This window comes from Bellilinea caldifistulae, from assembly GCF_001306055.1.
GTDB lineage: Bacteria > Chloroflexota > Anaerolineae > Anaerolineales > Anaerolineaceae > Bellilinea > Bellilinea caldifistulae.
Genome location: NZ_LGHJ01000029.1, coordinates 50,434 through 76,682, shown reverse-complemented (window position 1 = coordinate 76,682; position 26,249 = coordinate 50,434). Strand labels below are relative to the sequence as shown.

20 protein-coding genes, 1 pseudogene and 1 riboswitch are annotated in these 26,249 nt (G+C 47.5%); of the genes and pseudogenes, 13 read left to right on the top strand and 8 right to left on the bottom strand.

Features of this window, described 5'->3' with window-relative positions; genetic code table 11:
• Window positions 1-115: 115 nt before the first annotated feature.
• Together AC812_RS16980 and AC812_RS16975 are read left to right on the top strand one after the other, a co-directional pair.
• Window positions 116-826 (top strand): annotated as a pseudogene (locus AC812_RS16980) (carbohydrate ABC transporter permease); the annotation flags it as partial.
• Between the two features lie 20 nt (window positions 827-846).
• Window positions 847-2,790, top strand: a complete 1,944-nt coding sequence (locus tag AC812_RS16975; protein WP_061917003.1) for an alpha-amylase family glycosyl hydrolase — start codon at window positions 847-849, stop codon at window positions 2,788-2,790.
• Here AC812_RS16975 and pepT read toward each other — a convergent pair whose 3' ends face one another.
• Window positions 2,791-4,014, bottom strand: a complete 1,224-nt coding sequence (pepT, locus tag AC812_RS16970) for a peptidase T (protein ID WP_061917000.1) — start codon at window positions 4,012-4,014, stop codon at window positions 2,791-2,793.
• Window positions 4,015-4,139: 125 nt separating this feature from the next.
• On the opposite strand from pepT, the gene AC812_RS16965 reads away from it, so the two are divergent.
• Window positions 4,140-5,231, top strand: a complete 1,092-nt coding sequence (locus AC812_RS16965; protein WP_061916997.1) for a pyridoxal-phosphate-dependent aminotransferase family protein — start codon at window positions 4,140-4,142, stop codon at window positions 5,229-5,231.
• On the opposite strand, the gene AC812_RS16960 is transcribed toward AC812_RS16965, so the two are convergent.
• Together AC812_RS16960 and AC812_RS16955 are read right to left on the bottom strand one after the other, a co-directional pair.
• Complete coding sequence (locus AC812_RS16960; protein WP_061916995.1) at window positions 5,226-5,558, bottom strand: DF family (seleno)protein; 333 nt, start codon at window positions 5,556-5,558, stop codon at window positions 5,226-5,228. The genes AC812_RS16965 and AC812_RS16960 overlap by 6 nt on opposite strands.
• Window positions 5,559-5,561: 3 nt before the next feature.
• Window positions 5,562-6,716, bottom strand: coding sequence for an acyl-CoA dehydrogenase family protein (locus AC812_RS16955; protein ID WP_061917017.1), 1,155 nt, complete (start codon window positions 6,714-6,716; stop codon window positions 5,562-5,564).
• Between the two features lie 163 nt (window positions 6,717-6,879).
• Between AC812_RS16955 and AC812_RS16950 the strand changes: the two genes are divergently transcribed.
• From AC812_RS16950 to AC812_RS16930, 5 genes are read left to right on the top strand one after another with little or no spacing between them, the layout of a single operon-like run.
• Window positions 6,880-8,118, top strand: a complete 1,239-nt coding sequence (locus AC812_RS16950; protein ID WP_061916992.1) for a glycosyltransferase family 4 protein — start codon at window positions 6,880-6,882, stop codon at window positions 8,116-8,118.
• 9 nt (window positions 8,119-8,127) lie between these two features.
• Window positions 8,128-9,963, top strand: a complete 1,836-nt coding sequence (locus tag AC812_RS16945; RefSeq protein WP_201797712.1) for a glucosyl-3-phosphoglycerate synthase — start codon at window positions 8,128-8,130, stop codon at window positions 9,961-9,963.
• Between the two features lie 6 nt (window positions 9,964-9,969).
• A complete protein-coding gene (locus AC812_RS16940) occupies window positions 9,970-10,557 on the top strand; it encodes a histidine phosphatase family protein (protein WP_061916989.1) in 588 nt (195 codons plus the stop codon).
• Entirely contained in the window at window positions 10,554-12,290 is a 1,737-nt protein-coding gene (locus AC812_RS16935) for a sugar phosphorylase (RefSeq protein WP_061916987.1), read from the top strand. Before AC812_RS16940 ends, AC812_RS16935 begins: the two co-directional genes overlap by 4 nt.
• A gap of 16 nt (window positions 12,291-12,306) precedes the next feature.
• The gene (locus tag AC812_RS16930; protein ID WP_061916984.1) at window positions 12,307-13,581 is read left to right on the top strand and encodes a glycosyltransferase family 4 protein; all 1,275 of its coding nucleotides are present in this window, start codon (window positions 12,307-12,309) and stop codon (window positions 13,579-13,581) included.
• On the opposite strand, the gene mtnA is transcribed toward AC812_RS16930, so the two are convergent.
• The gene (gene mtnA, locus AC812_RS16925; protein ID WP_061916982.1) at window positions 13,569-14,618 is read right to left on the bottom strand and encodes an S-methyl-5-thioribose-1-phosphate isomerase; all 1,050 of its coding nucleotides are present in this window, start codon (window positions 14,616-14,618) and stop codon (window positions 13,569-13,571) included. The genes AC812_RS16930 and mtnA overlap by 13 nt on opposite strands.
• An 84-nt stretch (window positions 14,619-14,702) precedes the next feature.
• Between mtnA and AC812_RS16920 the strand changes: the two genes are divergently transcribed.
• A complete protein-coding gene (locus AC812_RS16920; RefSeq protein WP_061916979.1) occupies window positions 14,703-15,110 on the top strand; it encodes an SCP2 sterol-binding domain-containing protein in 408 nt (135 codons plus the stop codon).
• Between the two features lie 59 nt (window positions 15,111-15,169).
• Here AC812_RS16920 and AC812_RS16915 read toward each other — a convergent pair whose 3' ends face one another.
• The gene (locus AC812_RS16915; protein ID WP_061916977.1) at window positions 15,170-16,330 is read right to left on the bottom strand and encodes a hypothetical protein; all 1,161 of its coding nucleotides are present in this window, start codon (window positions 16,328-16,330) and stop codon (window positions 15,170-15,172) included.
• 182 nt (window positions 16,331-16,512) lie between these two features.
• On the opposite strand from AC812_RS16915, the gene AC812_RS16910 reads away from it, so the two are divergent.
• On the top strand, window positions 16,513-17,676 hold the full coding sequence (locus AC812_RS16910) for an iron-containing alcohol dehydrogenase (RefSeq protein ID WP_061916975.1): 1,164 nt from the start codon (window positions 16,513-16,515) through the stop codon (window positions 17,674-17,676).
• A gap of 13 nt (window positions 17,677-17,689) precedes the next feature.
• A complete protein-coding gene (locus AC812_RS16905; RefSeq protein ID WP_061916972.1) occupies window positions 17,690-19,540 on the top strand; it encodes an aldehyde ferredoxin oxidoreductase family protein in 1,851 nt (616 codons plus the stop codon).
• Between the two features lie 5 nt (window positions 19,541-19,545).
• Here AC812_RS16905 and AC812_RS16900 read toward each other — a convergent pair whose 3' ends face one another.
• Window positions 19,546-19,866 (bottom strand): hypothetical protein, encoded by a 321-nt coding sequence (locus tag AC812_RS16900; protein WP_061916969.1) that lies wholly within the window; start codon window positions 19,864-19,866, stop codon window positions 19,546-19,548.
• 135 nt (window positions 19,867-20,001) lie between these two features.
• Between AC812_RS16900 and AC812_RS16895 the strand changes: the two genes are divergently transcribed.
• Together AC812_RS16895 and AC812_RS18330 are read left to right on the top strand one after the other, a co-directional pair.
• Window positions 20,002-21,402 (top strand): Gfo/Idh/MocA family protein, encoded by a 1,401-nt coding sequence (locus AC812_RS16895; RefSeq protein ID WP_061916964.1) that lies wholly within the window; start codon window positions 20,002-20,004, stop codon window positions 21,400-21,402.
• Window positions 21,403-21,552: 150 nt separating this feature from the next.
• Window positions 21,553-21,631: riboswitch (cyclic di-GMP riboswitch) on the top strand.
• Between the two features lie 122 nt (window positions 21,632-21,753).
• Window positions 21,754-24,342: a S8 family serine peptidase gene (locus AC812_RS18330; RefSeq protein WP_082149103.1), complete on the top strand. Its 2,589-nt coding sequence runs from the start codon at window positions 21,754-21,756 to the stop codon at window positions 24,340-24,342.
• A gap of 229 nt (window positions 24,343-24,571) precedes the next feature.
• On the opposite strand, the gene AC812_RS16885 is transcribed toward AC812_RS18330, so the two are convergent.
• Both AC812_RS16885 and AC812_RS18200 read right to left on the bottom strand, forming a co-directional pair.
• Window positions 24,572-25,636, bottom strand: a complete 1,065-nt coding sequence (locus AC812_RS16885) for an L-threonylcarbamoyladenylate synthase (protein WP_061916961.1) — start codon at window positions 25,634-25,636, stop codon at window positions 24,572-24,574.
• Window positions 25,620-26,201, bottom strand: coding sequence for a thermonuclease family protein (locus AC812_RS18200; protein ID WP_236839259.1), 582 nt, complete (start codon window positions 26,199-26,201; stop codon window positions 25,620-25,622). The genes AC812_RS16885 and AC812_RS18200 overlap by 17 nt, the downstream gene beginning before the upstream one ends.
• Window positions 26,202-26,249: the final 48 nt, after the last annotated feature.

The following is a 26,249-nucleotide window of genomic DNA, read 5'->3' as shown; positions in this document are numbered from 1 at the left end:
ATGATCCTTTGCCGGTTTCTTCGAAACGCTGCTTTTCCATCCCGCTGATCTCCAAAGTGGTTTGGTTCGATTGTATTAAGGTTTTCCCCTTTTCGTCAATCCCAGTTGTTTGTTTTTCAACAATCTCTTAAGCGGAAAGGAGATTCGTTTTCGGGACGCATCCGGGAATGAAATTACCCGAAAGGGCAATAACCTGGGGGGTGCCTTTCTCAATTCAATCGCGGTTGCGGTTCCTTCGACGATCATCCCCATTTTGATTGCTGCATTTGCGGCGTATGGGTTCGCGTGGCTTAACTTTCCCGGCAGAAAATTGTTATTTACACTGGTGGTTGCTTTGCTGGTTGTTCCCCTGCAAATTGCATTGGTGCCAATCTTGAGAGATTACACTCAATTGAATTTAAACGGCACATACCTCGCTATGTGGCTGGCACATACCGGATTCGGATTGCCGCTGGCAGTGTATCTCTTGTTCAATTACATCGGTTCTCTCCCGCGTGATATTCTCGAATCGGCTTTTATTGACGGGGCTTCGCACTTCACTATTTTTACCCGCCTGATTCTGCCCTTATCCATCCCTGCCCTGGCATCCTTTGCCATTTTCCAGTTCTTGTGGGTTTGGAATGACTATCTGGTGGCTCTGGTCTTTCTTGGCGATCAAAACCGGGTTGTTACCAGTGCGCTGGCAGCCATGGTTGGAGAGAAAGGGCAGGACTGGCATTTGCTTACATCCGGTGCTTTTGTCAGCATGATTTTGCCGTTGACCGTTTTCTTTGCCTTACAACGCTATTTCGTACGCGGTTTAATGGCAGGTTCTGTAAAAGGATAACTTAGAAAGGAATCGGGTTCATGGATCTTTCCAGAGAAGCGAAACGGACTCTGGATCGGCTTCAACCGCGTCTCAGGACGCGGTTTGCCGATTACATTGCCGGTCATTCAGAGGATTGGCAAAAGTTTGAAAGCCGCCTGAGCCGGAATTTTGAAGATCTTTTTCGAATTCTTCATCATCTATACGGGACGCATTATGATTTCTTTTATCACATTGAAGAATTGCTGGAGGTCCTTGCTGTTTACTGGACTCAGCGTAACCCTGAATTGAAATTACTGGATGCGGATCGTGAAAATCATCCGGATTGGTTCCAGTCGAATCAGATGCTTGGCGGTGTGTGCTACGTGGATTTATTCGCTGGAAACTTGAAGGGTATCCAGCAGAAAATTCCCTATTTTAAGGAATTGGGATTGACTTACCTGCATCTGATGCCATTGTTCCGCTGTCCGGAAGGGGAAAATGACGGTGGATATGCAATTTCCAGTTACCGTGAAGTCAATCCAGCCATTGGGAGCATGGGGGAATTATCTGAACTGGCACAACAGTTGCGCAAAGAGGGAATCAGTCTGGTGCTGGATTTTGTGTTTAACCACACCTCTAACGAACATGAGTGGGCGCTAAAGGCTCGGGCGGGAGATCCGGAGTATCAGGCTTATTATTATATGTTCGACGACCGCACCATGCCGGATGCCTATGAACGCACCTTGCGGGAAATTTTTCCCGAAGAGCATCCAGGTGCATTTACTTATTTTCCAGATATGGGTAAATGGGTCTGGACGACTTTTCATTCCAATCAATGGGATCTGAATTATTCCAATCCGGTGGTCTTCAACCGTATGGCTGAGGAAATGCTCTTCCTGGCAAATGCAGGCGTCGAAGTCCTGCGTCTGGATGCGGTTGCCTTTCTCTGGAAACAAATGGGAACAAATTGTGAAAACCTGCCAGAAGCCCATCTTCTAATCCAGGCTTTTAATTCAATAGCCCGGATTTCAGCTCCCTCATTGATTTTTAAATCCGAGGCAATCGTTCATCCCGATGAGGTGGTGCGTTATATCCACCCCAAAGAATGCCAGATTTCTTACAATCCTTTGTTGATGGCTTTGCTGTGGAATACACTGGCAACCCGCCAGACCGATTTGCTCACGTTTTCGATGCAGGAACGGTTTAAGATTCATCCGGATTGTGCCTGGGTGAATTATGTGCGCTGTCACGACGATATCGGATGGACTTTTTCAGATGAGGATGCGGCTCAGTTGGGCATCAACGGCTTTGACCATCGCCGTTTTTTGAATGATTTCTATACCGGTAAGTTTCCTGGAAGTTTTGCGCGGGGTTTGCCGTTTCAGGAAAATCCCCGCACTGGTGATGCAAGAATTTCTGGCACTTGTGCTTCTTTGGCGGGATTGGAAAAGGCGATTTACGAGGAAACTGAGCGAGAAGTTGAGTTGGCTTTGCGGCGGATTATCCTCATCCACAGTGTGATTCTATCCATAGGCGGCATCCCGTTAATTTATCTTGGGGATGAAGTGGCCACCTTAAACGATTATCGCTATCGTGAAGACCCGGCAAAAGTGCGCGATTCACGTTGGGTGCACCGTCCATTTGCTGACTGGGAGAAATACAACCGGCGGTTTGACGAGACAACTCTGGAAGGAAAGTTGTACACCCGCTTGAGAAAATTAATTGAATTGCGAAAAGCAATCAGTGCCTTTGGCGGGGCGGAAACTGAAATTCTCAGTCTGAGGTCGAAGCACCTGTTTTCTTATGTGCGTCAAAAACGAAATGAACGGGTGTTAGCCATTTGCAATTTCAGCGAACAGCCCCAAATCATTGATGGGAATGAAATTCGTTTGCATGGGTTGGGCTATCACTTCGTTGATCTGGTTAGCAGTCAGCCATATTCCACAATCAATGCTTTGATGCTGGAACCCTATCAGTTTGTTTGGCTAAAAGTCGTCTCCTGATCAATCCTGGATGGCAAGTTCTGCGATTCGCACGATGACTTGAACGGCTTTCTCCATTGATTCAACCGGGATAAACTCGTACCGGCCATGATAGTTATGCCCGCCATTGAAGATATTTGGGCAGGGTAATCCCATGTAGGATAACCTTGCCCCGTCAGTACCGCCGCGCACCGGGCGGATGATGGGGGTAACTCCCACATCCAGCATGGCTTGTTTTGCAAGCTCAATGATGTGCATTACCGGCAGAATTTTTTCCTTCATGTTGTAGTAACTATCCCGTAAATCAATCTTGATCCGCTCTGATCCGTAAAGTTCGTTCTGGAATTGAATAGCCCGGAGCAATAGGGCTTTCATTTCTTCAAATCTTTGGCGGTCATGTTCACGGATGATGTAGCGCATCTCAGCGGAATCAACACTTCCTTGAATGTGGGTCAGGTGAAAAAATCCTTCGTAATGATCAGTGTGTTCCGGCCTCAGGTGGGGTGGTAACATCTGGTGCAAATTGATGGCGATTTGCAAGGCGTTAATCATCTGGTTTTTGGCAGTACCGGGGTGGACATTCCGTCCCTGAATGAATATTTTTGCATTGGCAGCGTTGAAATTCTCATATTGCAGTTCGCCAATTTCCCCACCGTCCATGGTATAGGCGAAATCGGCGTTGAACTTCTGGACATCGAATCGGTCGGCCCCTCGCCCAATTTCTTCGTCTGGCGTAAAACCGACCCGGATGGCAGCATGGGGGATTTCCGGATGTTGGACGAGGTATTCGACGGCTGCCATTATCTCGGCGATGCCGGCTTTGTCGTCCGCGCCCAGTAAAGTGTTTCCATCGGTCGTAATCAGGGTTTGTCCGATGTAGTTATTCAGTACGGGAAAATCCTGGGGAGAAAGAACGATGTTTTTCTCCGGGTTGAGGATAATATCTCCGCCTTGATAATGGACGATTTGGGGATTGACATTTTCACCGGTCATATCCGGATTGGTGTCCATATGAGCGATGAATCCAATCGTGGGTGCATTCTCAACATTGGCGGGAAGGGTTGCCATCACATAGCCGTTTTCATCCAGCGAAATATCTACCAGCCCTACTTGTTTCAATTCTTCAACTAGCAGTTTTGCCAGATTTAACTGCCGGCTGGTGCTGGGGAAGCTTTCCGAAGCCGGATCGGATTCGGTGTGAATTTTCGCATAGCGGATAAAACGATCAACAACGCTGGTTTTCAAAGGTTTACTCCTGAAGGGGTTGTTGAGTTTGATTATACCGCAACAAATTATAATCACTTTTGGTTCTGGTAGTTTGTGAGATAATTGGGTTGATCTGACTTTGACTTAAGGAAGTGGTTTGACTTATGAATCTTTATCCCATACCCATGGTGCCCGGCCCAACTAGCGTTCCTCAAATTGTCCTGGATGCGATGAATCGGGATTACCCATCTGCGGATCTGGAACGAGAATTTCTGGATTTATACAACCAAACTGAAAATCTGTTACGGGTTGTGTATGAAACAAAGAATCGGGTTGTGATCCATACCGGAGAAGGAATGATTGCCTTGTGGGGGGCCTTGAAAAGTACACTTCTGCCGGGAGACCGGGTTCTTGCACTTGCCAGCGGCGTGTTTGGCTATGGAATTGCAGAGATGGCTGCTTCCATTGGGGCAGATGTAAAGGTTTACGGGGTGGCTTATAACCAGACTTTTCAGGATTGGGATGCGATTGAAAGACTGATTAAAACTTTTCGCCCGAAGATGATCACGGCTGTCCACTGTGAAACACCTTCCGGCACCCTCAATCCGCTAGAGAAAATTGGTCTTCTCAAGCAACAATATGAAGTGCCTTTATTCTACGTTGATGCAGTAGCAAGCCTGGGCGGGACACCGGTCAAGACCGATGAATGGGCGATAGACCTGTGTTTGGGCGGTTCACAAAAGGTATTTTCCGCACCACCTTTGGCCGCGTTTGTCACCGTCAGTGAGGCTGCGTGGAAAATCATCAAACAGGTCGGCTACGTGGGATATGATGCCTTGTTGCCTTTTTGGGATGCTCAGGAAAAATTTTACTTTCCGTACACCCCAAACTGGCATGGGGTTGCGGCGGTGCATCAGGCGCTGAGACTGATTTTGGACGAAGGGCTGGCTGAGGTGTTCAAACGCCACGAAATGGTTGCCGATTATTGCCGAAAGGAACTGCAAGAGATGGGATTGCGATTATTTCCGGCAGAGAATGCGGTACCTTCACCTACCGTCACGGCGGTTCATATCCCGGAAAAATTTTCGTGGGAGGAATTGGATCGTCGTTTTCGCGAAATGGGACTGGTCGTTGGCGGCTCCTACGGCCCATTGGCTGGAAAAATTTTCCGCCTCGGACATATGGGCAGTCAGGCAAACATGACCTTGATGGAAGAAGCGCTCAGGGTGATTGATAAGGTAGTGAACTTTTCATAACCCCAATGCTTGTCGAACTGCTGAACGAAGGGCATCATACTCGGGAACGCCGCGAAAACCCGCCTTCGTGGGGTAAACACGACAGCCTAAAAAGTAATTGGCCTGCTGGTTCGGAAAAAGGTCTTGCCCATTGATTAAGAACGAGGGCGAACCGGCGAATTTCCGACTTTGGGCCTCTTCCTCGGTCTCGACTCTGATCAGGTGAATTTCCTGACCGATTGCCAAGTCGTCCAGTACTTTTTGGAAAAGTTCCAAACCTTTTCGCCAGTTCGGGCAATCCTCAAAATACAGTAATTCTATTGTTGTGGTTACTTCTTTATCAAGCATTTTTCATCCCTGGGTTTTCAAACCGAGAGTGGTGGCAATGATCATCTTTTGCATTTCACTGGTGCCGGAGTAAATCTTTGTACCAATTGCATCACGCAGATGTCGTTCAATTTCAAAGTCTGTTGTATAACCATAACCGCCAAAGACTTGAATCGCGTCTAAAAAGGTCTGTACAGCGGCTTCGCTGGTGACAAGTTTTGCAATCGAAGCGGGCATCGTTGGATCGCCATGTTCCAATTCCCATGCGGCTTTGTAAATCAGCAGGCGGGCTGATTCAAGGCGTACCTGCATATCCACGATTTTACCGGAAATTGCCTGATAGGCAGATATGGGCTTGCCAAACTGTACTCGTTCATTGGCGTAACGCACGCAATCTTCAATTTGGCGTTGCATTGCGCCCAGAAAAGGAGCGAGGATGAGCGCCCGTTCCCAAAACATGATGCGAGAAAACACTCTCGACCCGCTGCTGGGACTTCCAATCACATTGGTGGCGGGAATGCGGGCGTCGCGGAAGATGACATCGGCCATGGGGGATGTTCTTGACCCCAGTTTTTCCATGTGTGATTCAACTGAAACACCGGGTATATCGCCTTCCACAGCAAAACAAGTCACACCTGCAAAACCGTATTTTTTATTGATTGTCGCGAATGTGATGAAGAAATCCGCCACCGGTGCATTGGTGACGAAAGTTTTACTTCCGTTGAGGATAAAATCATCACCGTCTTTGACAGCTGTGGTGGACATGGACATTGCATCCGATCCGGCAGCGGGTTCGGAGATTGCATGAGCACCAACCCATTCTCCAGAGATTAATTTTGGCAGGTATTTTTGCTTTAACTCTTCGCTACCAAAGAGAAGCAAGGGCATCTCAACAGCCCAAATGTGGGCACCAATTGAGAGAAAGATACTGGTGTCTTTGCTGCCGTAGCCAAAACCTTCTAATACACGTGCTACCGTAAGCGCATCCAGTCCCAAACCGCCATATTGTTCTGGAATAATCATCCCCAGCAGTCCCAAATCGGCGCAGGCCTGCCATTTTTCTTTTGAAAAGACCTGATTGCGATCTTCATCGATCAGGTTTTGATTCATTCTTTTTTGAGCAAATTCAATTGCTTGATGATACAGGTCATCCTGTTCCTGTGTCCATTCAAAATTCATTTTTATGCCTCTTTTATCAAAGTAATCCATTTTTGATTGTACATCACCCTCTCCAAAAATTCCTTTGATTTGTCTAATAATTTGCGAAAAAACCAAAATTGCATGTGTTACAATCTTTTAGAACAATTTTCGACAAAGGAAATTACGATTCTGGGAGAAATGGATGAAAGTTGCGTTTTTACATTATTCTGCTCCGCCAATTATCGGTGGCGTAGAAAATGTGATGGCCAGTCAGGCTGAATGTCTGTCCAATTTTGGTTACGATGTTGAAATCTTATGTGGCAGGGGAAATTCGTGGCATCCTCACATTAAAGTGAAGGCAAATCCGCTGCTGGATTCGCGCGATCCCCAAATTCTTGAATTAAAAAAACACCTTGACCAGGGTCAAGTTCCTTTGAATTTCGAGGATATAGCCGGTCAAATTTTCAACTGGCTGGTTGAAGTTCTCGCCGATGCAAGATTGTTGATTGCGCATAACGTTGCTTCGCAGCATAAAAATCTGGCTTTGACGGCCGCTCTCTACCGCCTGATTTCCTCCAGACCGGAAAAATTAGCGGTAATTTTGTGGCATCATGACTTTGCGTGGACAGCGAGTCAGTACAATGGTGAGTTGTATTCGGCTTATCCATGGAATTTGTGCAAAATTGCCTGGGAAGGTGTAACCCATGTAGTGGTTTCTGAGGCTCGAAAGCAGGAAATGGTGCATTTGACCGGGATCGAGCAGGACAAGGTCAAGGTCATTCCGGGGGGCATCAACCAGAAGAACTTGATTGGGTTGACGGACGATTTGTACCAATTTGTAAGCCAGCATCATTTCCTTTCGGCTGAACCGTTTGTCCTGATGCCAATTCGGGTGACCCGCAGAAAGAATCTTGAAATGGGCTTGCACATTATCGCCAGTCTTAAACACCACTTTCCCGGGGTGAAACTGGTGGTGACCGGCCCAACAGGTGCTCATAATCCGACCAACGAGCAATATCTGAAAGAGCTCATTGAACTGAGAAGACTGCTGGATTTGGAGAACCAGGTTTTCTTCCTGGCCGAATATTTCCCCAACGGCATTTCGGAGGAGTGGATCGGTTCTTTCTATCGTATGGCGGATGTTTTGTTATTGACCAGCAAAGAGGAGGGCTTTGGTATACCCGTCCTGGAAGCTGGTCTGAGCCGTTTATTAATCTTTTGTAGTGATATTGCGCCGTTGCGGGCACTGGCGGATGGTTATGCCAATTTGTTTTCTCTAAAAGATTCTCCGGAAATTGTGGCTAAAAGGATTGGAGAATCATTAAACAAAGACCCGGTGTACTCTTTTCGGTCAAAAGTGAAGAAGGAATTTACCTGGGAGGCGATTTATACCCGTAAAATCGCACCCTTAATCAGGGATGTTCTCCAAAATCAAGGTTGAGGTGAGTTGATGTACTCTCAAAGAATTTTTCGGCCATTCCGAAGACTGGTTGTACCGGTTTTTGATGAATCGCTTCACAAAAATATCATCAATTTCTGTAACTTGCTCAGTGAAACCACTCTTACCCTGCTGGGTATTGTGGATGTTGACTCCTCCCTTTCTCTTTCGGCGGGGAATGCAAGGGCGAGAAAATTACGAAAATGTCTGTACGACTACATTCGTGCTCACCATATTGACGCTCAGATTGGGGTAAGCGTCACCTATGACATTTGGGATGGGATTAATTCGTATCTTCAGGAGCATCGAACGGATCTGGTGATACTGGATTGGGCTACGCTACCCAAGCATCAGCCAAATCTTGCCGAAGGGATTAAACGGATCAATGCTAACGTTGCCATCATCCATGGCAACTTCACAAAACTCCAGCCTAAAATTGGCATACCCTTGCGCGGTGGGCCGCATGCCCAGTTATCCCTCAGATTAGCCCTTGCCATGCGGCGGTCGGAGTTAAACGCAGTCCATCTCTTCTTACCCGAAACCAGTGCAGAAGTTGTCGAAGCGCCGTTGTTGGGTATTTCAAGAATTTTACCTAATTTGCCTGAGGTCAATTATCAACGAAAAGCATCGAGCAATCCTCATCAGGATATTTTAGAACTTTCCCGCCACTCCGATATTACCATCGTGGGCATTGCCGAAGCAGGAGTCGAGCGGCAGGAAAGTTTGGGAAAAATAGCCGATCAATTGCTGGATGAGGTTGGACGGGATGTCGTTGTGGTTAAGTCCCAACAGGAAATTCCACGCCGTGAAGATGATTGGAAAAAAGAAACGATTGGTTCTAAAGCCATCTCCATTCTGGTGGATAAATGGTTTGCCGAAAACACCTTTCACGCCAGCGAGTTCGATCATATTGCCGATCTTGTCCGTTTGAAAGAGGAACAGGGGTTGACGATTAGCCTTGCATTACCTGCCTTGAATGAGGAGGAAACGGTCGGAAATGTGATCGGCACTATTCGGAAATCGCTGGTTGAGAAATATCCACTTCTGGACGAGATTGTACTGATGGATTCAAACTCCACTGATCGAACCAGAGAAATTGCCGAATCCCTTGGAATACCGGTTTACATCCATCAGCAGGTGCTGCCTCAGTATGGGGCCAGAGAGGGAAAAGGGGAAGCCCTGTGGAAGAGTTTGTATGTGACCAGTAGTGACATTATTATCTGGATCGATTCGGATATCGTCAATATTCACCCTCGATTTGTTTATGGGGTGGTTGGCCCGTTGTTGTTAAATAAGAACATTCATTTTGTGAAAGGTTTTTATCAAAGGCCGTTGAAAACTGGCCGTAGGGTTCAATCAACCGGTGGGGGAAGGGTAACCGAACTGACCGCCAGGCCATTGCTCAACCTTTTTTACCCGGAACTTTCGGGGGTGATTCAGCCGCTTTCTGGAGAGTACGGAGGCAGGCGAAAGGTGCTGGAAACCCTGACCTTTTTTACCGGATATGGCGTGGAGACCGGTTTATTGATTGATGTTTTTGAAAAATTTGGTCTTTCGGCAATTGCGCAGGTGGATTTGTTGGAGCGAATCCACCACAATCAAAGCCTGACGGCTTTGAGTAAAATGTCCTTTGTGATCATCCAGGCGGTATTGAAAAAACTGGAAGAACGCTTTAAGCAGCCTTTGTTTGAAGACATCAACCGTTCAATGAAAATTGTTCAATACGAAGGCGGCAATTACTATCTGGAAGTTAAGGAAATTATTGAGCAGGATCGTCCACCGATGATTACACTGCCTGAATATCGAGCTAAATTTTACCTGAACAAAGAAACTGAAATCACGGGGTAGGGTTTTATGCAAGGGAAGAAAACCGAGTTATGGTTGGTGAGACATGGTCAAACGGATTGGAATGTTGAGGGACGTTATCAGGGGCAGGCTGATAGACCTTTGAACGAAATTGGAATCAGGCAGGCGCGCGATTTAGCGAGAAAGATAAGCGATGTAAAATTTGCGGCGATTTATTCCAGTGACCTGCAGCGAGCCTTCTCGACGGCAAAAATTCTTGCTGATGAGAGGGAGGTAAAAGTTGATCCGCGCCTGCGAGAAATTCATCAAGGCGAGTGGGAAGGACAGTTATTCAGCGTAATTCGCGAACGGTATGCGGATTTTTTTGAAGACCGCAGGGAAAATCCACTCGAAAGCCGCCCGCCGGGAGGTGAAAGTCTGAAAGAAGTAGCGGAAAGGGTGAAATCCTGTGTGGATGAAATTGCCGCCCGTCATCCGGGGGAAAGGATATTAATTGTTTCGCATGGATTGGCGATTGCAACGCTGATTGTTGCATCTTTAGGAATGCCGTTTTCAAAAGCGTTCGAGATGATCCCTGAAAATGCTGATCCGAAAATTATTTTTTGGCCGCCAGATTTGAATGGAAAAGGAAAATGATCAGTCCATTATCAGACATAACGAAGGAAAAACTAAAAGAGCTCTTTCGATCTATTTACCCGGAGAATGCGGATTGGGATAGTTTTGAGCAAATTCTCAAAAAGGCAGAAGATACCCGTCAAATTTTAGCGGTGCAATCGCAGCCATTGCCCCTCGATCAGTCGGATGCGGTTTTGATAACCTATGCCGATCAATTTCGGCGTGGAGGAGAAAAACCGCTGAAAACATTGCTGGATGTTGCCCTACGCTTGTTTTATCCGAATATCTCCTCCATTCATCTTCTCCCGTTTTACCCTTACACATCGGATGATGGTTTTTCCGTTGCAGATTATTTATCGGTCCATCCGGATTTTGGGGATTGGCAGGATATTCGAGATCTTTCCAAAAACTTTCGATTGATGTTTGATGCGGTGGTGAATCACACCTCGGTCAGTCATGAATGGTTCCAAAGATTTTTATCGGGTGATCCACAGTATCAGGACTTTTACATCACTGCAGATCCCAGTGATGAACGGTTGAAATGGGTGGTTCGTCCGCGGGCGTTGCCATTGTTGACCGAATTTCAGAGTAAAGACGGGATCATACACGTTTGGACGACATTTAGCGCCGATCAGGTGGATTTAAATTATTCTAACCCGAAGGTCTTTCAAAAAATGACCGGGGTACTTTTGGATTATGTCCGCTATGGGGCACAGTTTATCCGTTTGGATGCGATTGCTTACTTGTGGAAGGAAATTGGTACAACCTGCATTCATTTACCCCAAACTCATTGGATTATCCAGTTCTGGCGATGTCTATTGAGTGAAGTTGCCCCATATGCAAAGATCATCACCGAAACCAATGTTCCTCATCAGGAGAATGTTTCTTACTTCGGTGATGGGATGAACGAAGCCCACATGGTTTACAATTTTGCTCTACCTCCTCTGGTTCTCCATACTGTTCAAACCCAAAACACCCGCTATTTGACCCGCTGGGCAAGTGATCTTCAAACACCATCTGATCAGACCGCCTTTTTTAACTTTCTTGCCTCGCACGATGGCGTTGGAATCAATCCAGTGCGGGGAATTTTGACCGACACGGAAATTGACCAACTGGTTACACGTATTCAAAAATTAGGGGGACTGGTCAGTTACAAAGCAAATCCGGATGGAAGCCGCTCTCCATACGAATTAAATGTGAATTTTTTTGATGCCATGGGAGATCCCGAATCTCCACTTACAGAAGAAGAGATGATTGGTCGTTTTCTCACCGCGCATGCTGTATTGCTTTCCATGAAAGGTTTACCGGCAATTTATGTGCATTCGATGATTGGTTCCAGGGGCTGGAAAGAAGGAGTCAATCTGACCGGGGCAAACCGCACCATCAACCGACAAAAACTAGCTGCTGAGGAAGTGCTTGCTGAAATTGAGAATCCGGCGGGCAGACGAGCAAAAATCTGGAGTGGTTTAAACCGAATGTTGAGCGTGAGACGAAAAGAAGCGGCGTTTCACCCCCTTGCCGAGCAGAAAGTGAGTTTGGTGGATGAGCGGATTTTTGGCTTAATCCGTCTGGATCCTCGATCTAACCGGGCTGTGTTCTGTGTACACAATTTTTCAAAAGATGAGGTGTTTGTTGAGTTGCCGGATTCCATAAACCGGTGGAAGGATTTGCTTTCTTCAAGGGAGGAAGAGTTTACTCGGTTGGTTCAACTCTCACCCTATCAACACCGTTGGTTGGTTCAGAGTGCTTCATAGAAAGGAGTTATCCCCCATGAAAAACTCTTCGTTAAGGATTGGATTTGTTTCGACACGATTTGCGGGTACGGATGGAGTCAGCCTTGAAACTGAAAAGTGGGCTGTTGTTTTTAAAAAATTGGGACATTCCTGTTATTATTTTGCCGGTTTGTGTGACCGGCCGGCTGAGGTCAGTTATGTGGTACCCAATTTGTTTTTTCATCATCCGGAGATGGAAGCCCTCCATGAAGAGGCTTTCAACCAAACCATTCGGTCTCCGCAATTAACCCGAAAAATCCAGGAATACAAGGCCTATTTCAAGGATCACCTCCAGAAATTTGTCAAACACTTTGAAATTGATCTGTTGGTATCAGAAAATGCCCTCTCTATCCCGGTCAATATTCCGCTGGGCATGGCAATTTCTGAGTTCATTGCAGAAACCGGATTCCCGGTGATTGCCCATCACCATGATATGTACTGGGAGCGCAAGCGGTTTCTTGTCAATTGTGTCTGGGATTATCTGACGATGGCTTTCCCCCCGGCTTTTCCCAGCGTAAAACACGTGGTCATCAATTCTGTTGCTGGACAACAATTGAGCTTAAGGACTGGGGCCTCCTGCCGAATCGTGCCGAATGTGATGGATTTTGAAACCCCGCCACCCCCTCTGGATGAATATGCTCAATCTCTTCGAAAGGATTTGGGGCTTGATGAGGGCGAGAAATTAATCCTTCAGCCAACCCGTGTGGTTCAACGCAAGGGGATTGAACATGCGATTGAGCTGGTTTCCCGTCTGGATATTCCTGCTCGCCTGGTGATCTCTCACGCAGCCGGGGATGAAGGCAGAGAGTACGAACATCGGGTGAGGGATTATGCGAAGCGGATGGGGGTCAATACATTATTCGTTTCGGATATTATTCAAGAAAAACGCGGAAGAACACCCGATGGACGCAAGATTTACACGCTCTACGATGTTTACCCTCATGCTGATCTGGTCACTTATCCTTCTGAAATAGAAGGATTTGGCAACGCCTTTCTGGAAGCAATTTACTTCCACCGCCCGATTGTGGTTAATCGCTATTCCATCTACGAGATTGACATTAAACCCAAAGGTTTTCAGGTCATTGAGTTTGATGGTTTTATTACCGAGCAATCCATTCAACAGGCACGGCGTGCCCTAAAGGATGCAGAATATGCCCAGGAAATGTGCCGGGTAAATTACCGGGTTGCCCGGAAGCATTATTCGTTTTCGGTATTGGAAATGCACCTGAAGGCGCTGTTGACCGAAATTTACGGGATCAATCACGCGGGATGAACAACCCCACTTAATGAATGGATAAATGGCGGGTAACAAACGCCATTTTCGGTAATGATGGCAGTGATCAATTCTGCTGGGGTAACATCAAAAGCCGGGTTGAAAACGGCAGTTCCCTGCGGGCAAATTGGCGTACCTTCCAGATGGGTGATTTCTTCCGCTTCCCGTTCTTCGATGGGAATCTGGTCACCGGAGGTGATTCTCAGGTCAATGGTGGATGTGGGACAGGCAACATAAAAAGGAACGCCATGGGCTTTGGCAGCCAGGGCAAGGTTGTAGGTACCAATTTTGTTGGCCGTATCGCCATTGGCAGCCACGCGGTCGCAACCGACTACGACTGCGTCAATTCGAAAACGCTTCATCACAAAGCCGGAAGCACCGTCCACAATGACCTTGAATGGGATCCCTAACTGTTGAAGTTCCCAGGCGGTCAATTTTGCTCCCTGAAGGCGTGGGCGGGTTTCATCTACGAAGACAAATACTTTGCGCCCATGTTCATGGGCAGTTCGGATGATGCCCAGTGCGGTACCATAATCAACTGTGGCTAAGGCGCCGGTGTTACAGTGATGAATGAAATTGATTTCTTCCGGAAGGATTTGTAGAGCATTCAAACCGATTTTTTTGTTGATTTGCACATCTTCTTCTGCAATCTGGATGGCTTCTTCGAGAATGAGCTTGCGCAAGTCTTCCGGATTTCCTTCCGCAGTGGCGAGTTTGTTCAATACTCTTGTTAATGCCCATTGCAAATTGACCGCAGTTGGTCTCGCGGATGCCAATTGACGAGCGGCGTTTTCGATTCGTTCGCGAATTTCTTGAGGGTTTGAGCTGGTGCAGCGGAAGGCTGCCAGCGCCAGCCCAAAAGCGGCTGCCGCACCAATCGCCGGCGCACCGCGGATGGTCATATTTCGAATAGCTTCGGCAGTTTGCTGCTCATCCCCACAAGTCACAAATTGAATACGATGGGGCAGGAAACGCTGATCTAAAAGCACAAGGGTGTTCGTTCGATCATCCCATTGAAGGGTGCGGTATGAGCTCATTTTTATCCTCCGATTTAATGGCACAGTCATTTTTAGATGAAGTTATAATTTTTACCATCATACAAAATTCATGGAGGTGTGTAGATGTTTCGTTTTCCTTCGGATGAATGGATCAAGGCAATGATGCAGGATTTAAATCAGAGCCAATCCTACAAAGAAGCAGCCAAAAATTGGGAGGGGGATTTTTATTTTATCATTGAGCCGGGTGGAATGCTTACGGAAACAGTTACGCTTTATATGGATTTGTGGCATGGCGAGTGCCGAAACGCGTTCAAGGTTGAAAAACTGGATGGATTAAAACCGGCTTTTCAACTGAAAGGGCCGGTGAGTGTCTGGAAGAAGGTTATGACCAAACAACTTGATCCGATGCAGGCGATGATGACTGGCCAGTTGAAACTCACCGGTAATATGGCAATGGTGATGAAAAATGTTCGGGCCGCCAAAGAACTGGTCGAATCGTGTACCCGGATACCCACAGAGTTCCCGCTTTAAAAAAATACGGGCCTCGGAAACTTTTCTGGGGCCTGTATTTTTAATTTAAGAATTGTAATTTACTTGCCGCAATGACCGGGGCCGATTAACCCATTGTTGTAGTTATCGAGTATTCCTGCCTGTGAAATAGCCGTATTACGTACCGACCTGCTAAGGGTAGAGGTTGGGCTGTAGGTGCTGAAAAAGGACTCGGCAAAGGCTAAAGCCGCATCAACGCTAGCGGTGGTGGAAGCGCCATTAAGAACATTCAGTTTGGCGGCGAGATAGGCGTGGGCGAGTATGTAATAGGCGTTACCACCTGAAGGTGATGTCCAAAGCACCTGATAATTAGTTTGCCCGCTCAAGAAGAAGGCGTTATCCTCTCCCAGCAAAGCCCAGGTCGAATCGTAAGGGGCAGGGCCGTATTTTGAGTGTGTTTTCCAGTAACCGGGGGTGAGGGTGCAGGCTTCAGTACAAGGAATATCAAAGTTCACCACATATTTTGCGCTGCCTTTTTTACCACTATCATTGCTGACGAAAGAGGCAACATTGGCGAATTGGTAAAGCCCACATTGTTCCGAACCACCCACGTTCAAAGTATAGTTGAATGTTTTGGGTGATTCCCCAGCGCAGACGACACCTAATGATCCAATCTGGTCATCTTCGACAGTGATGCACTCATCTACTTCATTGTTGGGATTTCCAAATGAAAATGGAATTGTGAAAGAACTTCCTGGCACATTCCCGCTGGTTTCCACGGTTGCGGTATTGGTACGGCTACTTCCATCTGGCAATGTGGCTTGATAAGTGCAAACTTTTGTATACCCGGCTGGCAATGTAAAGGGAAACGTTGTACCGCAGTCAACACTGGCAACAATCCCGCCACTGATTACGTCCGTCACGGCAGTGATGGTCGCTGGCTCACTTGCAGTGTTTTGAAACGATATACTGCCGGTGACCTTCCAATTGCTATCAACCGCGACCGACTGAACGGTGACGGTATAATTTACCGGGACAGACTGACCAGGGGCTAATGTCAGAGAAGTTTGATCGCCGGTTTTGGTAATTGTCCAATTCCACTGTCGGTCAAACGAGGTATTTGCATCCTTTTTGACAAAAACAATGTTGGTTGGAATTCCACCACTGCTTGCTACTACTGAGTGGTTTGAAAATTGGAGTAATCCAATTGCGATGAGGGTTATCAGGATTGAACCCACGATATGATGCCATGGTTTATTCATTATTTTCTCCTTAAGAAGACTTTACTCTTGTATTCCGCCGCTCTTAGTATTATGAATATTTTCATCGAATAAATCAATGAATATTGTTTTATAACTTTCTTATAAAAATTTCTGGTGAATCTTTCTAATCGAAAGTATGATTAATCACAAAACCTTTAGGATGGAATGGGAGGTTATCCGATATGTGGTATTTTTCCTCGCCGCTCATTGTATTTGGTGAAGATGCTCTTTCTCATCTGGCTTCTTTGACCGGTTCAAAAGCCATGATTGTTTCCGATGTGACCCTGAACCGCCTGGGTCTGGTGCAATTGGTTTTCGAGCAATTGAAGAATACCGGCATGCAGATGGATATATTCGATGAGGTGCAACCCGATCCAGACCTGGAGACGGTGAAACGCGGGGCACAACGAATGTTCGATTTTCAGCCAGATTGGATTATAGCCATTGGAGGAGGCTCGGTCATTGATGCCGCCAAAGGAATGTGGGTTTTGTATGCCCGGCCGGATGTCCAACCGGACGCGATTAACCCGATCGAATTTTATGGCTTGCGCCAAAAAGCCCGTTTAGTGGCAATCCCCACAACATCCGGCACCGGGGCCGAGGTTACCTGGGCAGTTGTCCTGTCTGATCACCAGTCGCGGCGGAAACTGGGGCTGGGTAGTCGCGAGGTTGTTCCGGACATTGCCATTATAGACCCACAGCTGATTAGAGACTTGCCAGCCCGAATCTCGGCTGATACCGGCTTGGATGCGCTGACCCACGCCATTGAAGGATTCACTTCAACCTATCATAATGACTTTACCGATGGATTGTGCGTATATGCTGCAAAAATGGTTTTTGAGTACTTACCCAGAGCCTATTTTGGAGATCAAGCTGCCAGAGAGAAGATGCACTACGCCGCGACGATTGCCAGGCTGGGGTTCGGCAACTCAATGGCAGCCCTGGCACATGGGCTGGGACATGCTTTAGGAGCGGTTTTTCATGTGCCTCATGGCAGAGCGGTGTCTTTGTTTTTGCCTTATACAATCGAGTTTTGTGCAAACTCACCCGAAGGCGGCACCCGCTATCTGGAACTCAGCCGGTTTATTGGGTTGCCCGCTGAAAACGAAAAGCAAGCTGCTGCAATTTTGGCATCCAGGGTACGGAAACTGGAGGAAGATCTCAATCAACCTCTATGTATTGCCGATTTGGGAATTGACCGAGCGGCTCTGGAAGCCGAAATGGAACTTTTAGTGGAAAATGCCTTAAATGATACCCAAACGATTATGTCCACCCGAATTCCGGATGATCAGGAACTGCGATGGTTGTTTCAATATGCTTTTGAGGGAAAAACGATTGATTTCTAAGGAGAGCACATCTATGTATGGAAAAATGGTCAAAATCAATCTGAGCAATGGCCAGATTCGGAGAGAGCAAATTCCTCCTGAATGGATTGAGGGTTTCATTGGGGCGTCGGGTTTGGCAGCCAGGCTTTTGTGGGATCGGCTGGATGTGAATCGTTCACCGCTTGACCCGGGCAGTCCATTGTTGTTTGCCACCGGTCCGCTGACCGGTACTGCCGGGCCAACCACCGGGCGTTTTACGATTTGCGGGCGTTCACCGCAAACGGGCTGGTGGGGAGAATCCAACATAGGCGGATTTGTGGGGCCGGAACTGCGTTTTGCCGGGATTGATTTTTTATGGATTGAGGGCGTATCAGATCGGCCGGTTTATCTCTGGATTTACAATGATCAAATCGAAATTCGCTCTGCCGAGCATTTATGGGGAAAGGCAGATACATACCAGACTCAGGAGATTATTCGCCGGGAAGTCGGAATACCACAGGTAAAGGTTGCCTGCATTGGTCTGGCAGGAGAAAATCTTGTTCCGTTTGCCGGCATTCTTTCTGACCATGGGAGGCTGGCTGCACGCACCGGTATGGGAGCCCTAATGGGCTCCAAAAAATTGAAAGCGGTAGCTGTGCGGGGTACTCAACGATTGGTGATGGAGCGTGATGAGGAATATCGTAAGTTAAGGGTGGCTTCCAACAAACGACTGCTCGAACAGAATATGACGGCAGTGCTCCGCTCCACCGGGACTTCGGGAGGTGCGGAGTATCTGCAATACCTTGGAGATATGCCCCAAAAATACTGGACTGCGGCCAGATTTGAAGGAGCCGACAAGATCAGCGGGGCGACCATGGCTGAAACGATCTTAAGAGGGACAACGGCCTGTCAGGGTTGTGTGATTTCTTGCGGGCGTGAAGTGGAAATTGAGCAGGGAAGTTTTCCAACCAATGGGGTTGTGAAGGGACCGGAGTATGAAACCATTTGCTCCTTCGGTTCCCAATTGATGGTGGATGATCTGGCGGCGATCACTGCGCTGGGTGATCTGTGTGATCGATTGGGAATGGATACAATTACGGCTGGGAATGTGATTGCCCTGGCTTATTTGCTTTATGGCCAAGGTAAATTGACCACAAAGGATAGCGGTGGGCTAGTACTTCGCTGGGGAGATCCTGAGCCCTGTTTTTCCCTGCTTAGGCAAATGGCAACCAAAGAGGGTTTAGGCAATTTGCTTGCTCAAGGCAGTAAAGCGCTGGCCACGGCCTACGGTGATGAAGATTTAGCCGTTCAAGTGAATGGGTTGGATGTGGCAATGCACGACCCGCGGGCTTTTTCCGGGCAGGCGCTGGCTTATGTGACCTCACCGCGCGGAGCATGCCATAACCAGAGTGATTACTTCAATGTTGGTTTGGGCGGTACGGTGGATGAGATCGGAATCGGTTTTACCGACCGATTCAGTCCTGTGGGTAAAGGAGAACAGGTTGCTCGTCATCAACACTGGCGGACGGTGTGCAACAGCCTGACGACCTGCTATTTTGCGGTTGTTTCACCGGGCGAAATTTTAGAGTTGCTTAATGCAGCAATGGGTTGGGATTGGGACATGACAACCATGCTCAAAGCCGGGGAGCGGGCGTGGAACATGAAGCGGCTTTATAACCTGAAATTGGGCTGGAAACCGGAAAACGAAAGATTACCCAGATTGCTCCTCCAACCTCTTCTGGACGGCGGCCAGGAAGGCAACATTCCGGATCTCTCAACCATGCTGGAAGAATATTATCGGTACAGCGGATGGGATAGAATGAGCGGTTATCCTTTCCTCTGGAAGTTAGAAGAGTTGGGATTGAAGGATCTGGTTGAACAAAAATATGGTGATGCTGTGCTGTGATGAATTCATTTACCTCTGGTGTTTTCCTCGATATCCATCAGGATATAAATGCCTTCGGAGACGGCTTGAAGTGTCACGAATAAAAACAAACCTGGTATCAAAATCAAGAATGCCTGAACAAGGGTGGGAATTAATTCGATAAACAGATTGGATGATTGAGTGATGGTTACATAAATTGCGCTGACAAAAAACACCAAAAACAAACCGACTACAACCAATACCACCCAAGAGAGCGTGTTAGCCCAATTGGCAACACGAATCATGCGCTGAGGACGGTGGTATAAATCATTAAATTCAACTTCGGTGGGTGCAGAAATTTCAGACATGGATGGTTGCTCCTTTTTTTGTAAACGATATACACCTATTTTATTCTCGAATCCGATTACATACTTCGTCGGGATGAAACTTTTTTGGTAAAAGGTTGTGCTAGAATTTCTTCAATCATTCAAGGAGAAGCCGCTATGAAGCCAGTACGAGCCATTTTAATTGGGGCGGGTCAGCGCGGGGCAGAAGCCTATGCTCCCTATGCTTTAAGGTATCCCGATCAACTAAAGTTTGTAGCCGTTGCCGAGCCAAATGAAGAGCGCCGACGAAAATTTTCTACCGTTCATGCCATCCCTGAAGAAAGGTGTTATGAAAGCTGGGAAGGGTTGATGGAACAGCCACAACTGGCGGATGCCGCAATTATCGCGACTCAGGATTGGTTGCACACCCAACCGGCAATTGCCGCAATGAATAAAGGCTATCATGTCTTGCTTGAAAAACCGATGGCAACCACCTTGGAGGAATGTAAGCAACTGGTTGAGGTGAGTGAAAGGACTCAACGGCAATTGCATATCTGTCATGTTCTGCGTTATACCCAATATGCCCGGAAAATGCGCGAGATTGTTCAATCGGGTGTGTTGGGTGAAATTATTGATGTAGATCACCGCGAGAATGTTTCCTTCTGGCACATGGCTCATTCTTACGTGAGGGGAAATTGGAGGAGCAGTCGCCAATCCAGCCCGATGATTCTGGCGAAATGCTGCCATGATCTGGATATTTTACCTTGGGTACTGGGCCAATGGCCGATCATGCTGAGCAGCAAAGGGGAATTGACTCATTTTCGCCCAGATAAAGCCCCAGTCAACACTCCCGAACGCTGTGTGGATGGTTGTCCAATTGAGAAGGAGTGTCCTTACTCTGCAATTCATATTTACCTCGAAATGCTGCCTTTCTGGTACTCATACCGTGAAACCTGTACGAACTCTTTTCATAAAGCAATTATTGGAACGTGGATAAAAAATCCCGGGGTGGTGCAGACTTTCTCTACCCTTTTTCCATTTCTTAAACAGATTACCGAATATAAGGGCTGGCCTTTGACGGTTCTCGCTCAAGACCCGACACCCCAAAAAATCGAGGAAGCCATCCGAAACGGTCCTTACGGAAGATGTGTTTACCATTGTGATAACGATGTGGTAGATCATCAAGTGGTCAGCATGCAATTTGAGAAAGGCACAACAGTGACATTGACCATGCACGGTCATTCTCATGTGGAACACCGATCAACCAGAATTGAAGGAACGAGGGGAAGGTTGATGGGCGTATTGGGGAATGGTGGCGGATGGTTAACTGTCGAGGAACACCGCACCCGAAAGAAACTTTACCTGGATACCAGTCCGCCAGCGGGGGAGGGACATGGGGGGGGAGACAATCAGTTGATGAGAGAGTTTGTTGCCCACATAAGGGAGGGGGGCTACCCGGATACGGCGAAGCGAGCTGCCCGTGAGGCTTTATTCAGCCACATGCTGGCTTTTGCGGCCGAGGAGGCCAGAATTGAACGAAAGGTGATACCTATTATGCCAGCTGAATTCATTAGGTAAGAATAAACAAGCAATCAACAAGGGGGAGTTGAAGACAGGATTATACTGGTTTGGAATTGTTGATTTAAGATTTCGACAATTAAGACTTGTATTTATTGATAATTAATGTAAAATGAATAAAGATAATAAATAAATATCCACCAATTAAATACCCGAAAATGGCAAACTCATCGCGAGATGAGGGCGCAAAGTTATGGGTCTGAGATAATCAGATCGCCAGACTGCCGAAAGTATACCCATACTCAGGCAGTCTTGTTTTGTGAAGAAGAAAGGGAGGTGATTCAACCCGACAAATTCAGATTTCCCCAAGAAATCCCTTCTTAAAAAATAATTTTTGCTGCAGGAGGAACAATGTTCAGAAAATTTTTCTTTCCAGGGTTGTTGATTGTGGTCATGTTATTTACCATGATTTCACCTGCAATCGCAGACGATGGAACGGTAGAGCCATTGTTTCCGGTATATTCCACCGAAACCGGTGCAATGGTTGATGAAACCCCGCATCTGTGGTTTGTTGAATTCAATGGTTTACCCACGGCTGATGGTGGACGTCTAACCACAATCCAGGCCGAAAAACAATCCTTTCGGGTGAAGGCAGAACGAGCCGGGTTGGAGTTTAGCGAAAGATTTGCCTACGATAAACTGTGGAATGGCATCGCTATTGAAATCAGCCCTGCTGAGCTGCCAAAATTATTCCGCATTCCGGGCGTGAAAGCAATTTACCCGGTTGAAACCTACACCTTACCAGAACCGGTTGAAAATCCCAGCCCGGAACTGGTCAGCGCTTTGGCTATGACCGGCGCAGATATTGCTCAGAGCGAGCTGGGCTTTACCGGCAAAGGGGTCAAAGTTGCGGTAATGGATACAGGTGTTGACTTTGATCATCCTGACCTGGGCGGCTGTTTTGGGCCAGGTTGCCGGGTCTTTACCGGATATGACTTCGTGGGTGATGCTTTCAATGCCGATTCAACCAGCCCCACTTACAATCCCGTGCCTCAACCGGATCCTATTCCCGATGATTGCAATGGACATGGTACTCATGTAGCCGGTATCATTGGGGCAAACGGTGCGATTAAGGGCGTTGCGCCGGATGTGATGTTTGGGGCATATCGAGTGTTTGGTTGCGAGGGATCCACGACTGCCGATATAATGCTGATGGCAATGGAACGGGCTTTGGATGACGGTATGCAGGTTCTGAATATGAGCATTGGGTCTGCATTCCAGTGGCCGCAATACCCTACTGCCCAGGCAGCCGATCGGTTGGTCAAACGTGGCATGGTTGTGGTGGCTTCGATTGGTAATAGCGGCGCTAATGGGGTGTATTCCGCTGGTGCGCCGGGGTTAGGCAATCAGGTGATTGGGGTGGCTTCCTTCGACAACACCGAAATCTTTCTGAGGTTGTTCTTGATCAGCCCGGATGATACTCCGATTGGCTTCGGAGTTGCTTCTTCTGCTCCAGAACCCCCCACTTCGGGCACCTTCCCCATGGCACGGACGGGAACAGTGGCTTCCAATGCAGATGCCTGTTCTGCCCTTCCTGCGAATAGTCTGGATGGAAAAATTGCCCTCATTCGCCGGGGTGGTTGTACTTTCCATGTAAAATCGTTGAATGCCATGAATGCCGGTGCGATCGGAGTGGTCATTTATAACAACACTGCCGGCAGATTCAGCGCAACCGTGGCAGGTACGCCCGCAATTACCATTCCGGTGGTTACGATTTCCAATACCGAAGGTGCTCTTATCGATTCGCGGCTCGCAAGCGGTGAGGTATTCCTGACCTGGACAGCACAACAAGACTCATTCCCTAATCCAACCGGAGGTTTGATCTCTTCTTTTAGCTCGTACGGCTTATCCCCTGATCTTAACGTAAAACCAGATATTGGGGCTCCGGGCGGGTTGATTTACTCCACCTACCCGCTTGAGCAAGGTGGTTATGCAACCCTGAGTGGAACTTCGATGGCTTCCCCTCATGTGGCTGGGGCAGCTGCTCTTCTTTTGCAGGCACGTCCCAATTTGCCCGCTGGGGTGGTAAGAACGATTTTCCAAAATACAGCTGATCCAGCAGTGTGGTGGGGAAATCCAGGGTTGGGCTTTCTGGATAATGTCCATCGCCAAGGGGCAGGCATGCTGGATATTCCACAAGCCATCCTTTCTACGGTGAGGGTTGAACCTTCCAAACTGGCGTTGGGTGAGAGTGAAACCGGCCCGGCGGTCAGGACGATTACAGTTGCCAACGAGGGAAATACGACGGTTACATTCAGCCTATCGCATCAACCTGCATTGGGTACTCATGGAAACACATTCACCCCCTCATTCAATGCAAATTTTGCATCAGTGGCTTTCAGCACCAATGAAATAAAAGTTGCCCCGAAGAGCAAAGCACGGGTAAATGTAACCATCACACCGCCGGTTGCTCCACTCAACGGCCAATATGGCGGTTATATCGTCTTGACCTCGGAAGATGGGAAAGTAAATCGGGTACCTTATGCTGGTTTTATTGGTGATTACCAGTCCATTCGAGTATTGGAACCGACGGTTTATGGCTTCCCATGGCTGTCAGTGCTCTTTGAAGGCAGCTTTTACAAACTTGGTGATTTTGATTGGTGGTTTTCTATGGAGGATGATGACATTCCTTACTTCCTGGTTCATTTCGACCATCAATCTCGCAGATTCAAGATGGAAGTCTATCAGAAGATGGAAAAGGGGCCGGACCGCTACTGGTATAATGCGTATGACGACTCATACCTGCCACGGAACAGCTCTGCTACCGGTTTCTTCGCCATGCCATTTGATGGATTTACTTACGCGGGTTCCAGTGTGTTTGAAGTGCCGGATGGCATTTACTATGTAAAAATTTCCGTCCTCAAAGCACTGGGAGATCCAAATAACCCTGCTCATTGGGAAACATGGACTTCGCCCCTCTTTGAAATTGACCGGCCTTAACCCATAAGCACAGTAAAAATAGACAATCGGCCAGTTACTCTAACTGGCCGATTGTCTATTTTAAGAACCATTCCTTCGGGGAGGTCAATATTGGAATGATGGCCGATCCTGAATTGAGTTTGGAGGATTATCCTTTGAGTAAGTAATCCTCCAGAGAAAAATTTTTCCTCCTTCAGCAAAGCAAGACCGGCCTGGACAACCGGCCTTGTTTTGTGTTTTAAGGGGAAAACTAGACGCGTATGATCTGGCTGGCAGCCCTTCGCAAGCGATCTCGGATGGCAAGACCCAATCCTTGCTCTCCAAAGTCGGTGGTGAGGATAATCTCAACTCCTGCCTGCTCAAGGGTACGCATACCAGCGAACAAATTGCGCCCAATTTCTTGAAGGTTATTCAAGGATCCCAGCGATATTACCTCCAAATCTTGTACCGATTCGTAATAGTGGGTTTCTTCACTGACCGTCAAAATACCAATGGATTTTCGGGTAATTTGTTGAACCTGAGAGACATGATCAAGAATTTTTTTTATGGCAATTTCGCGATTGCCGGTTATGTTTTCGACGAGGATCAGGGTGGAATGGGGCGAGTAATGCCGCTCCATTAAGCCCGGTGAAGGTAGGGCTTCCTCGGTTTCTTTACTCTTGTCTTTTGTGGCGAGGCGAACTTTTCCAATTAATTGCTCAATTTCTTCGCGAGGAACGCCTCCCGGTCTCAGGATCACCGGGGGGTCTTGAGTGAGGTCGAGAACCGTGGACTCCAGGCCGATGGGGCATTCCCCTCCATCCAACACCAGGTCAATACGTCCGCTGAGGTCATCCAAAACGTGGCTGGCCTGAGTAGGGCTGGTGTGACCGAAACGATTGGCCGATGGGGCCGCGATGGGCAGTCCACTGGCGGCGAGGAGCGCTTGAGCCACCGGGTGAGAAGGTGCTCTCACTGCGACATTGTTTCCACCGGCGGTGACATTCAAAGGAATCTCCGACTTTCGGGGAAAAATTAATGTCAGTGGACCCGGCCAGAACCGGTTGACCAATAAATCGGTTTTTGGGGGGCGGTTATTGACTATTTTATCCAGCCAGTCTTTGTTTTGAATGTGGACAATCAACGGATCATTAGCCGGCCGCCCTTTTGCGAGGAATATCCGCTGAACGGCGTGGCTATTGAATGCATTTGCCCCCAGACCGTAAACGGTTTCGGTTGGGAATGCTACTAAACCTCCTGCTTGAATGATTTGCGCAGCTTTATGGATGATATTTGGATCCGGGTTGAAGGGGTCTAATCTAAAAATCTCGGTCATGACCAATAGTTGCTATTGAGTTTTCCAAATTCCACGTCGCATGGCGATAGCTTCCTGTTGGGCTTTGATGAAAAGGTCTTTGCAAGCACTGTCCGGTGGATAATCTCTCTGTCGGGCATATCCCATTCGGATTAGTTCGTAATTTACAAACACATCGTCCATGAATACATATCGCAGCAATCGGCCGAAGCGGTCGGTATCGGAAGTGTCCCGATAAAAGCGTTACAATTTGGTTTTCCACAAGACCGGCGTTGAATTGCAGTGCTTCCTCGGCGAGCTCTCTTTCATTTGAATCCAATTCGGGCGAATTGATGCCGATGTAACGAACATTTACTTTTTGACGGTCAATTTCAATTTTAATCGTGTCGCCATCAATAATGGATACGACTTTTGCATTTTGAGGTTCTTGCGGTAGGGGAATACAATCGAATTTGACGACCAAACCGGTAGGTTGAATGGAATCCGTACTGCTCTGGCTGCAGCCCAGTGAACTGAGGATAAGAACGAGGGCGGTTAAGTACCAGAGGATCGAAATACAAAAATATAAATTCTTCTGGTTGGTCATTCAATTACCTTGAAAGACTTATCCTAGGACAAATGAAGTGGTATTATA

Excerpts from the sequence above, each read along its gene's own strand:
- AC812_RS16940 (WP_061916989.1), top strand. The coding sequence starts at position 9,970 with ATGCAAGGGAAGAAAACCGAGTTATGGTTGGTGAGACATGGTCAAACG.
- AC812_RS16955 (WP_061917017.1), bottom strand. The coding sequence starts at position 6,716 with ATGAATTTTGAATGGACACAGGAACAGGATGACCTGTATCATCAAGCA.
- AC812_RS16950 (WP_061916992.1), top strand. The coding sequence starts at position 6,880 with ATGAAAGTTGCGTTTTTACATTATTCTGCTCCGCCAATTATCGGTGGC.
- AC812_RS16975 (WP_061917003.1), top strand. The coding sequence starts at position 847 with ATGGATCTTTCCAGAGAAGCGAAACGGACTCTGGATCGGCTTCAACCG.
- AC812_RS16920 (WP_061916979.1), top strand. The coding sequence starts at position 14,703 with ATGTTTCGTTTTCCTTCGGATGAATGGATCAAGGCAATGATGCAGGAT.
- AC812_RS16930 (WP_061916984.1), top strand. The coding sequence starts at position 12,307 with ATGAAAAACTCTTCGTTAAGGATTGGATTTGTTTCGACACGATTTGCG.
- mtnA (WP_061916982.1), bottom strand. The coding sequence starts at position 14,618 with ATGAGCTCATACCGCACCCTTCAATGGGATGATCGAACGAACACCCTT.
- AC812_RS16900 (WP_061916969.1), bottom strand. The coding sequence starts at position 19,866 with ATGTCTGAAATTTCTGCACCCACCGAAGTTGAATTTAATGATTTATAC.
- AC812_RS16915 (WP_061916977.1), bottom strand. The coding sequence starts at position 16,330 with ATGAATAAACCATGGCATCATATCGTGGGTTCAATCCTGATAACCCTC.
- AC812_RS16895 (WP_061916964.1), top strand. The coding sequence starts at position 20,002 with ATGAAGCCAGTACGAGCCATTTTAATTGGGGCGGGTCAGCGCGGGGCA.
- AC812_RS16935 (WP_061916987.1), top strand. The coding sequence starts at position 10,554 with ATGATCAGTCCATTATCAGACATAACGAAGGAAAAACTAAAAGAGCTC.
- AC812_RS16960 (WP_061916995.1), bottom strand. The coding sequence starts at position 5,558 with ATGCTTGATAAAGAAGTAACCACAACAATAGAATTACTGTATTTTGAG.
- AC812_RS18330 (WP_082149103.1), top strand. The coding sequence starts at position 21,754 with ATGTTCAGAAAATTTTTCTTTCCAGGGTTGTTGATTGTGGTCATGTTA.
- AC812_RS16885 (WP_061916961.1), bottom strand. The coding sequence starts at position 25,636 with ATGACCGAGATTTTTAGATTAGACCCCTTCAACCCGGATCCAAATATC.
- AC812_RS16910 (WP_061916975.1), top strand. The coding sequence starts at position 16,513 with ATGTGGTATTTTTCCTCGCCGCTCATTGTATTTGGTGAAGATGCTCTT.
- AC812_RS16945 (WP_201797712.1), top strand. The coding sequence starts at position 8,128 with ATGTACTCTCAAAGAATTTTTCGGCCATTCCGAAGACTGGTTGTACCG.
- AC812_RS16905 (WP_061916972.1), top strand. The coding sequence starts at position 17,690 with ATGTATGGAAAAATGGTCAAAATCAATCTGAGCAATGGCCAGATTCGG.
- AC812_RS18200 (WP_236839259.1), bottom strand. The coding sequence starts at position 26,201 with ATGACCAACCAGAAGAATTTATATTTTTGTATTTCGATCCTCTGGTAC.
- AC812_RS16965 (WP_061916997.1), top strand. The coding sequence starts at position 4,140 with ATGAATCTTTATCCCATACCCATGGTGCCCGGCCCAACTAGCGTTCCT.